This window comes from Micromonospora arida, assembly GCF_042873195.1.
GTDB classification, from domain to species: domain Bacteria; phylum Actinomycetota; class Actinomycetes; order Mycobacteriales; family Micromonosporaceae; genus Micromonospora; species Micromonospora arida.
The window spans coordinates 825,076-832,900 of the sequence record NZ_JBIALC010000002.1; the positions used below are offsets into that span (position 1 = coordinate 825,076).

General features: G+C 70.4%; 9 protein-coding genes. 2 read left to right on the forward strand and 7 right to left on the reverse strand.

Features of this window, described 5'->3' with window-relative positions:
* Positions 1–6: 6 nt before the first annotated feature.
* Genes paaC through paaA form a run of 4 tightly spaced genes read right to left on the reverse strand, consistent with a single transcriptional unit; the run spans position 7 to position 2,214 of the window.
* On the reverse strand, positions 7–732 hold the full coding sequence (paaC, locus tag ACFYP0_RS10500; RefSeq protein ID WP_355496108.1) for a 1,2-phenylacetyl-CoA epoxidase subunit PaaC: 726 nt from the start codon (positions 730–732) through the stop codon (positions 7–9).
* Positions 729–860 (reverse strand): hypothetical protein, encoded by a 132-nt coding sequence (locus ACFYP0_RS10505; RefSeq protein ID WP_356975844.1) that lies wholly within the window; start codon positions 858–860, stop codon positions 729–731. Before ACFYP0_RS10505 ends, paaC begins: the two co-directional genes overlap by 4 nt.
* Positions 857–1,141, reverse strand: a complete 285-nt coding sequence (gene paaB / locus ACFYP0_RS10510; RefSeq protein ID WP_088951115.1) for a 1,2-phenylacetyl-CoA epoxidase subunit PaaB — start codon at positions 1,139–1,141, stop codon at positions 857–859. Before paaB ends, ACFYP0_RS10505 begins: the two co-directional genes overlap by 4 nt.
* Positions 1,138–2,214 carry a 1,2-phenylacetyl-CoA epoxidase subunit PaaA gene (gene paaA / locus ACFYP0_RS10515; RefSeq protein WP_356975841.1) on the reverse strand — a complete coding sequence of 359 codons (1,077 nt, stop codon included), beginning with the start codon at positions 2,212–2,214 and terminating at the stop codon, positions 1,138–1,140. Before paaA ends, paaB begins: the two co-directional genes overlap by 4 nt.
* 371 nt (positions 2,215–2,585) lie before the next feature.
* Between paaA and ACFYP0_RS10520 the strand changes: the two genes are divergently transcribed.
* Both ACFYP0_RS10520 and ACFYP0_RS10525 read left to right on the forward strand, forming a co-directional pair.
* Complete coding sequence (locus ACFYP0_RS10520; protein WP_356975839.1) at positions 2,586–3,575, forward strand: hypothetical protein; 990 nt, start codon at positions 2,586–2,588, stop codon at positions 3,573–3,575.
* Entirely contained in the window at positions 3,575–4,537 is a 963-nt protein-coding gene (locus ACFYP0_RS10525; protein ID WP_124860836.1) for a hypothetical protein, read from the forward strand. The genes ACFYP0_RS10520 and ACFYP0_RS10525 overlap by 1 nt, the downstream gene beginning before the upstream one ends.
* A gap of 92 nt (positions 4,538–4,629) precedes the next feature.
* Here the strand turns inward: ACFYP0_RS10525 and ACFYP0_RS10530 are convergent, their stop codons facing one another.
* Genes ACFYP0_RS10530 through ACFYP0_RS10540 form a run of 3 tightly spaced genes read right to left on the reverse strand, consistent with a single transcriptional unit; the run spans position 4,630 to position 7,469 of the window.
* Entirely contained in the window at positions 4,630–5,481 is an 852-nt protein-coding gene (locus tag ACFYP0_RS10530; protein ID WP_124860834.1) for a menaquinone biosynthetic enzyme MqnA/MqnD family protein, read from the reverse strand.
* Positions 5,433–6,842: an MFS transporter gene (locus tag ACFYP0_RS10535; RefSeq protein ID WP_386995399.1), complete on the reverse strand. Its 1,410-nt coding sequence runs from the start codon at positions 6,840–6,842 to the stop codon at positions 5,433–5,435. Before ACFYP0_RS10535 ends, ACFYP0_RS10530 begins: the two co-directional genes overlap by 49 nt.
* A gap of 42 nt (positions 6,843–6,884) precedes the next feature.
* On the reverse strand, positions 6,885–7,469 hold the full coding sequence (locus ACFYP0_RS10540; RefSeq protein WP_355496092.1) for a winged helix-turn-helix domain-containing protein: 585 nt from the start codon (positions 7,467–7,469) through the stop codon (positions 6,885–6,887).
* Positions 7,470–7,825 lie beyond the last annotated feature (356 nt).

The window sequence follows — 7,825 nt, forward strand, 5'->3', positions numbered from 1 at the left end:
TCGCGCTCACCACTTCGCTCCGGGGTGGGCGCGGTGCAGCACCTGCATCTCGGCCAGCAGGTAGGCCAGGTGCTCGGTGTGCACACCGGCCCGCCCACCGGCCGGGGCCCAGGCACTGTCCGGCTGGGTGAGCGTCGCCTCGGCCAGCACCGGGCCGACGACCTCGTCGAACGCCGGCCGCAGGGTGGCCGGGTCGACCGGCGCCGCCGGGTCCGCGGCGAACAACTCGTGGGTGTACGGCCACACCTGGTCGACAGCAGCCTGCATCCGGCGATGCGACTCCTCGGTGCCGTCACCGAGCCGCTTCACCCACAGCGCGCCATGGTCCAGGTGGTACGCCGACTCCTTGCGCGCCTTCGCGCCGATCGCTGCCAACCGCTCGTCCGCGCAGCCGGCCAGCGCCGTGTACAACGGCAGTTGGTACGCCGCCAGGAAGAACAGCTTCGCCATCGTCACCGCGAAGTCGTCGTTGGGCAGCTCGACCATTAGCGCGTTGCGGAACTCGCGGTCGTCACGCAGGTACGCCAGCGCGTCCTCGTCGCGGCCTGCGCCCTCCAGCTCGCCCGCGTACGACAGCAGCAGGCGTGCCGCGCCGAGCTGGTCGAGGGCGATGTTGGCAAGCGCGATGTCCTCTTCCATCTCCGGTGCGCGGGTGGTCCACTCGGCCAGCCGTTGGGCCGCGATCAACGCGTCGTCAGCGAGCGCGAGGGTGAAGTCGAAGGGCCCGTTCACGCCGTCACCTCGCTGCGCTGGCTGGTTCGTTCGGTCCGCTCGCTCCACGCAACCACCTCGCTTCGCTCGGCGGTGGCGCGAAGCGCACCGCTGCTGAGCTGGCTGGTTCGCTCGCTCCGCTCGCTCACAGGTGAGCCACCCCGTCCGGCACCTCGTAGAAGGTGGGATGGCGGTAGACCTTGTCGGCGGCCGGGTCGAAGAAGGCGTCCTTCTCGTCCGGGCTGGACGCGGTGATCGCACCGGCCGGCACCACCCAGATCGACACGCCCTCCTGGCGGCGGGTGTAGAGGTCGCGGGCGTTGCGCAGGGCAAGCTCGGCGTCGGGGGCGTGCAGGCTGCCGACGTGCGTGTGCGACAGCCCGCGCCGAGCCCGCACGAAGACCTCCCACAGAGGCGAGTGATCCGTCATGCCGCTACCTTCTCCCGCTGTTCTGCCCGCTTCGCGGCGTATGCCGCGGCGGCCTCGCGTACCCAGTTGCCGTCGGCGTGCGCGGCCCGGCGGTGGGCCATCCGCTCCCGGTTGCACGGCCCGTCGCCCGAGATCACCTGCATCAGCTCGTCATAGTCCGGCTGGGTGTAGTCGTACGCCTGCCGCTCGTCGTTCCAGCGCAGGTCCGCGTCGGGGATGCGCAGCCCGAGGATCTCGGCCTGCTGGACGCACATGTCGACGAAGCGTTGGCGTAGATCGTCGTTCGAGAAGCGCTTGATCTTCCAGGCCATCGACTGGGCGGAGTGCGTGGAGTCTCCGTCCGGCGGGCCGAACATGGCCAGCGACGGGTACCACCAACGGTCCACCGCGTCCTGGGCCATCGCCTGCTGCGCGGGGGTGCCGTGCGCCAGGGTGTGCAGGATCTCGTAGCCCTGCCGCTGGTGGAACGACTCCTCCTTGCAGACCCGGATCATCGCGCGGGCGTACGGGCCGTACGAGCAGCGGCAGAGCGGGACCTGGTTGACGATCGCCGCGCCGTCCACCAACCACCCGATGGCGCCCACGTCGGCCCAGCTCAGGGTGGGGTAGTTGAAGATCGAGCTGTACTTCTGGCGGCCGTCGAGCAGCAGTTGGACCAGCTCGTCGCGGCTGATGCCGAGGGTCTCGGCGGCGGCGTAGAGGTAGAGGCCGTGACCCGCCTCGTCCTGCACCTTGGCCAGCAGGATCGCCTTGCGCTTGAGCGACGGCGCCCGACTGATCCAGTTGCCTTCCGGCTGCATGCCGATGATCTCGGAGTGGGCGTGCTGGGCGATCTGCCGGATCAGCGTCCGCCGGTACGCGTCGGGCATCCAGTCGCGGGGCTCGATCTTCTGCTCGGCGTCGACCACCTCGGCGAAGTACGCCGCCAGGTCCTCGTCCGGCGCGGGTCCGCCACGCCGCCCGCGCGCCGCCGCTGCCCGCAGCTCGGCCTCGGCGGCCTCGACCTCGCCCAGCAGGCCGCCGGGCGCCTCGTCGGTGGCGCCGTCCGGGGCGGAGAAGTCGTTGCCATACATGAGGCTAAGTGTTACAGCTTGCACCACGTTGCACCAGGGGGTGTAACAGGAATCCACGCATCCCATCTGTGAGCGGATGAGTGCTTTGCGCTACTTGGACACCGTCATATCGCCGTGACCTAGGCCACGAAACAAAGGTGAATGCCCGCAAAAACCTCGTACCGGCCCCATATCCCGCCTTTATCGCAGGTTGCCTGGTGTCGAACCCTGGCGGTCTGCCGGTCCGGACGTAGACTTCTGCCGGACAACCGATCGGCTGCCGACATCGACATCTCCACAGAGGCCACCTCCCCCGGCCTCGGCGATCGCACCCGATCCGTCCCGACGACAAGCCGGTCCCCCCGGCCCTGACACCTGGAGCTCACCCACTCATGCGATCTCGCGTGACCCTGGTGCTCGCCATCACGGCGGTCGTGCTCGGCGGCGTCCTACTGGTCCCCACCGCGTACGCCCGACTCGCCAGCGACGACAGCGGCGGAGGCGGCGGAGGAAGTACGTCGAGCGTCGCCGCGCCCGCGCCCACCCCACCACCGCCGCCCACCCTGGCCGCCGGCCCGGTGTCGGTGAGCTTCAAGGGCGAGTTCTTCTCGTGGGCCCTGCTGGACCGGACGACGGGCAAGATCTCCGGGTCGCCGAACATGACCGCGACCAGCTCCACCGAATCGATGATCAAGGCGTGGATCGTCTCCGACTACCTGCGACAGCTCGGCGACAAGGAGCCGCCCGCAGCGATGAAGGAGGCGGCTCGACTCGCCATCGTCGACAGCAACGACGGAGCGGCCAACAAGGTCCACGCCGCTGCGGGTGGCTCCTACAAGCCCTCGTCGAGCAGCGTCCCCGACGCGGTGATCCAGCGGGCTATCAAGATCTGCGGGCTGACCGACACCAAGCGCGGCAACGTCAAGCCGTACACCGGCTACTGGAGCTTCACCCGGATGTCCCCCCGCGACGCGGTAAGGGTCGGCGACTGCATCGCCGACGGCAAGGCTGCCGGCCCGAAGTGGACCAAGTGGGTGCTGGACCAGATGAGCAAGGTCAAGGGCACCACCGCGGCCAAGGACCAGCGGGTCTCCTCCGGTGGTGGCCGCTGGGGGATCATCGACGGTCTGCCCAAGTCGATCACCGCTCAGGGGCCGGTCAGCATCAAGAACGGCTGGACCCCCATCTACGGCGACGGCAACTGGCACGTCAACTGCCTCGCCGTCACCAGCAAGTGGAGCCTCGCGGTGATGCTGCGCTACCCGATCAGGACCGGTCTGGACTACGGCGCGAAGGTCTGCGCCAGTGTGGCCACCCAACTGGTCACCCCGCAGCCGGGCGCAGCCCTCAAGGTGCCGCAGCAGCCGGTCGGAAAGCTCTGATGGCCGGCAACCGTCGGGTCGACCGCCGTAACGGCGGCGAGGCCTCTCCGATTCGGCTGATCGCCGTCGCGGTCATCCTGATCGGGCTGGTTCTGGTGTCGCTGCGGCTGCTGCCCGGGTCGCCGTTCGAGTCGTCCGCCGCGGCCAAGTGGGGCGACGCGGGCTCCGGCACCAGCGACCGCCCAACCGGCGCCGGCACCGACCGCAGCGCCCGCCAGCCGTCCTCGCCGTCACCGAGCCCCAGCCCGTCGCTGGAGCCGCTGCCCTTCGTGGCGAAGAACCTCGATCTGGACATCAAGGGCTGGTACTCCTGGAGCGTCCTCGACCGCCGGACCGGAAAGATCATCGGTTCGAAGAACATGGGCGAGACCAGCACGACCGCCTCGATGATCAAGGCCTGGATCGTCGCCGACTACCTGCGTCGCGCGGCCGACGCCGGCCAGACCCCGAGCGACGCGAAGCTCGCCGACGCGACGCGGATCATCCGGGACAGCGACAACACCCGGGCCGAACAGTTCTACAACCTGGTCGGCCGGGATGCCTCGATCAAGCGACTGATCTCCATGTGCAAGTTGACCGACAGCAGCGTCGCCCCCGACAAGGGTTGGAGCCGGACCGCGCTCTCCCCCCGGGACACCGCCCGGATGGGCAACTGCATCGTCACCGGCACGGCCGCAGGGCCGAAGTGGACCAAGTGGCTGCTCAACGAGATGAAGCTGGTTCGCGGTGCCGGCGACTTCGGCATCCGCAAGGCCTTCCCGGCGGCCGAGCAGAAGAAGATCGCCATCAAGAACGGGTGGATCGACCGGACCAAGGAGCAGGAGATGCACATCAACTGCCTGGCCATCGGTGACACCTGGACGATGGGCGTGATGGTCAAGTACCCGATCAACATGGGCTACGACTACGGCATGAAGAACTGCGAGAAGATCACCGAGGCACTGCTCCGCCCCGGCACCTGAGCCCCTCAGGCTGACACCGGGCGCTCTGACCCGAGGTTTTGGCGGGCCTCGATTGTGCCGACCCGGCGTACTGACGAGCCCGGCGGTGGCGGTCAGCCGGCGAAGAACTCCGGGCCGCCCTCCGGCAGCGCCGGGGCCTCGCCGATGGCGGCGGCCCGCCGGGCCCACTCGCGCAGCCCGGCGACCTGCCGGTCGCCAAGGGAGAAGTCGAGGGTCCGGAAGTACGTGGCCAGCGTCGCCGCGTCGAAGGTCTCCCAGCGGGCAGCCGCCTCGGCGACCTGGTCCAACTCCGCCAGGCAGAGATCCCGCGAGCGCAGGAAGGCCTCGTGCACCTCCTTCACCAGGCCCGGGTGGGCGGCGGCGAAGTCACGGCGGACCGCCCAGACGGCGAAGACCATCGGCAGCCCGGTCCACTCCCGCCACGCCTGCCCGAGGTCGGTGACCGTGAGGCCCTTCTGCGGTGCCTCGTAGTACGCCCGCAGCGCCACGTCCCCGATCAGCACGGCGGCGTCGGCCTCCAGCAGCATCTGGGTCAGGTCCGGCGGGCAGCGGAAGTACTCGGGCCGCACGTTGTACTGCTCGGCGAGCAGCAGCTGAGCCAGCATGACCCCGGTCCGCGAGGTCGAGCCGAGCGCCACCCGGGCGCCGTCCAACTCGCCGAGGGGACGGGTGGAGACCATGTTGACCGAGAGCACCGGCCCGTCGCTGCCCACCGCCAGGTCCGGCAGGAGCAGCAGTTCGTCGGCGTGCTTCAGATACTCCAACAGCGTGATCGGGCCGATGTCGAGGTCACCGGCGACCAGCGCCGCGCTCAACCGGTCCGGCGAGTCCTTGTGCAAATCGACGTCGAGCAGGGCACCGGAGCGCATCAGACCCCAGTAGATCGGCAGGCAGTTCAGGAACTGGATGTGCCCGACCCGCGGGCGTGCGATGCGCTCAGCCATGGCCCGACCGTATCCCCGGCGGCTGGCTCCGGCTCGGCGGGCCGGCCCGGAGTGGCCAAGCCCGCACTTGACGCCCGTCGTGCCGCCCGGGTTACGAACGGCACGAAGACCAGCACCACCAGCAGCCCGACCACACCGGCACCGGCGATCAGCGGCCGAGGCGGAACGACCGCGAGCAGCGCCCCGCCGATCAGGAAGCCCGCCATCGAGCCACCCTGCACCGCCGCGCCGTAGCTGGCGTACGCCCGGGCGCGCATCGCCTCCGGTACCCGCCGAGCGGTGAGCAGGTTGGCGAAGACGTTCTCGCCACCGTTGGCCGCACCACCCACCAGCCAGAGCGGCACCAACACACCTGCCGCCGGCACCGTCGCCGCGAGCAACACCATCAGGCTGCACACGGCCAGGGTGGCCAGCACCCCGCGTACCAACGCGGCGTCGTCGTCGAGCCGCCTGGCAAGACGTACGGCGAGCCAGGTTCCCGGCAGCATGCCAGCCATCCATGCGGCACTGACCAGGCCGTACGTGGTCGCCGAGCCCTCCAACGTCTCCCGGATGAAGAAGACCTCGATCACGTTGATGCCGCCGATCGCCGCGATCACCACGGCGGTGCTCACCACCATGACGAGCATCAACGGATCGCGGCGCAGCCGCCAGCTGATCTCCGTACCCCCGGGGGTTGCCACGCCGCCCGAGACGGCCGGGCCGGCGGCGGCCTCGCTGACGGCGGCCTCGCTGCTCACGGCGGCCTCACTGCTCGCGGCGGCCTGGCCGGCGGTGGCGGGCCGCCGGCCGCCGCGACGGGTCCGCAGCAGCAGGCCCGCGACCACGAGCGCCAGGTAGGTCACGGCATCGAGAAGCAGCGGTACGCGGGTGCCGAACTGTCCCACCAGCAGGCCGGCCAGCACCGGGCCGCCGAGCGCACCGAGCGAGACGGCGGTCTGACTGATCGCGCTGGCTCGCGGCAGGTCGGCCGGGCGCACCATGGCCGGCAGCAGCGCGGCGAGGCAGGGTTGGGTCACCGCGAGCCCGCAGGCCAGCAGGGCGACGAGCCCGACCACCAGGACCGGTTGCTCGACGACGGCGAGGAGCGCGCATATTGCGGCCTGCCCGAACCCGATGGTCACCAGCAGGGTACGGCTGTCCATCCGGTCGGCGAGTCGGCCCGCGAGTGGGGCGAGTACCACCAGGGGCAGGGTGGCGGCCAGCAGCAGCCCCGACACGGCCAGCCCACCGGCACCGGCACCCTGTAGGGCCAGCGCCAGCGCGGTCGCCGCGAGGAAGTCGCCGCAGATGGTGGTGCCCCGAGCAGCGGCGGCGAGCCAGACGTCCGCCCAGCGCGACTCGTCAGTTGTGAAGGACATACTTCGAAAATAATGCTTCACAACTGATTCATGCAACCCCGCCTATGCCAGCGGCACCGTCCGGTACTGCACGGCGACCGTGCGTGCCTCCGCCGGTGGATCGCCTTGCCGCCGCCGCGGGTGATAGGGCCGGAGCAGCGCCAGCACCGCCTCGTTCAACTCGGCCAACTCGTCGGCGGTGAGCAGCAACAGCGTGTCGGTGAACAGGGCCGTGTCGTACCACTCGGCCGGCTCGTCCCCGGCGCGCCGCAACCAGTCCCGGGTCCGCTCCATGGCCCGAACCGCATGCGCCTCCACCAGCGCCTGCTCGGCCGCACGCGCCTCAGGCCCGGCATCACGCCCCGCCTCGACCAGCACACTCACACTCGGCACACGCCACAACCGCTCGCGCGCGTCCCCCCGGCTCGGCGCCTGCTCGACCAGGCCGAACTTCGCCAACGCCCGAAGGTGATAACTGGTTGCGCTCGGTGACAGCCCAACGATCTCGGCACACTCGGTGGCAGTCCCACCACTCTCGCGACTGTTCAGGTACTCCATGATCGCGATCCGGGCCGGATGGGCCATCGCCCGCATCACCTGGGGGTCGCTGATCGTCATCCGGCGCGAATCGGAGCGGGCCTCGGTCATAGGCCCATGATCCCGGCATGTACCCCAACCTGCCATCACCCCCGCGTCCCGCTCAGACCACCGCGCGTCGGCCACGCTCTACCTTCGGCAGCGAGCAGGCGGATCTGACGGTGGGCACGGCTTGGCGGCGTGGCCTAAATGGCGAGCGCGGCTTGGCGTCTCAGTGGCGCGGCGACGCGGCGACGCGGCGATGTGGCGACGTGGCGCGGCCTCGTGGCGACGTGGCGCGGCTTGGCGGACGCGCGAGCCGGCACGGCAAGCGGACGCGCGAGCCGGCACGGCAAGCGGACGCGCGAGCCGGCACGGCAAGCGGACGCGCGAGCCGGCACGGCAAGCGGACGCGCGAGCCGGCACGG

Coding starts and splice junctions, on each gene's coding strand:
- paaB (WP_088951115.1), bottom strand. CDS start 1,141: ATGACGGATCACTCGCCTCTGTGGGAGGTCTTCGTGCGGGCTCGGCGC.
- paaA (WP_356975841.1), bottom strand. CDS start 2,214: ATGTATGGCAACGACTTCTCCGCCCCGGACGGCGCCACCGACGAGGCG.
- ACFYP0_RS10520 (WP_356975839.1), top strand. CDS start 2,586: ATGCGATCTCGCGTGACCCTGGTGCTCGCCATCACGGCGGTCGTGCTC.
- ACFYP0_RS10525 (WP_124860836.1), top strand. CDS start 3,575: ATGGCCGGCAACCGTCGGGTCGACCGCCGTAACGGCGGCGAGGCCTCT.
- ACFYP0_RS10530 (WP_124860834.1), bottom strand. CDS start 5,481: ATGGCTGAGCGCATCGCACGCCCGCGGGTCGGGCACATCCAGTTCCTG.
- ACFYP0_RS10535 (WP_386995399.1), bottom strand. CDS start 6,842: ATGTCCTTCACAACTGACGAGTCGCGCTGGGCGGACGTCTGGCTCGCC.
- ACFYP0_RS10540 (WP_355496092.1), bottom strand. CDS start 7,469: ATGACCGAGGCCCGCTCCGATTCGCGCCGGATGACGATCAGCGACCCC.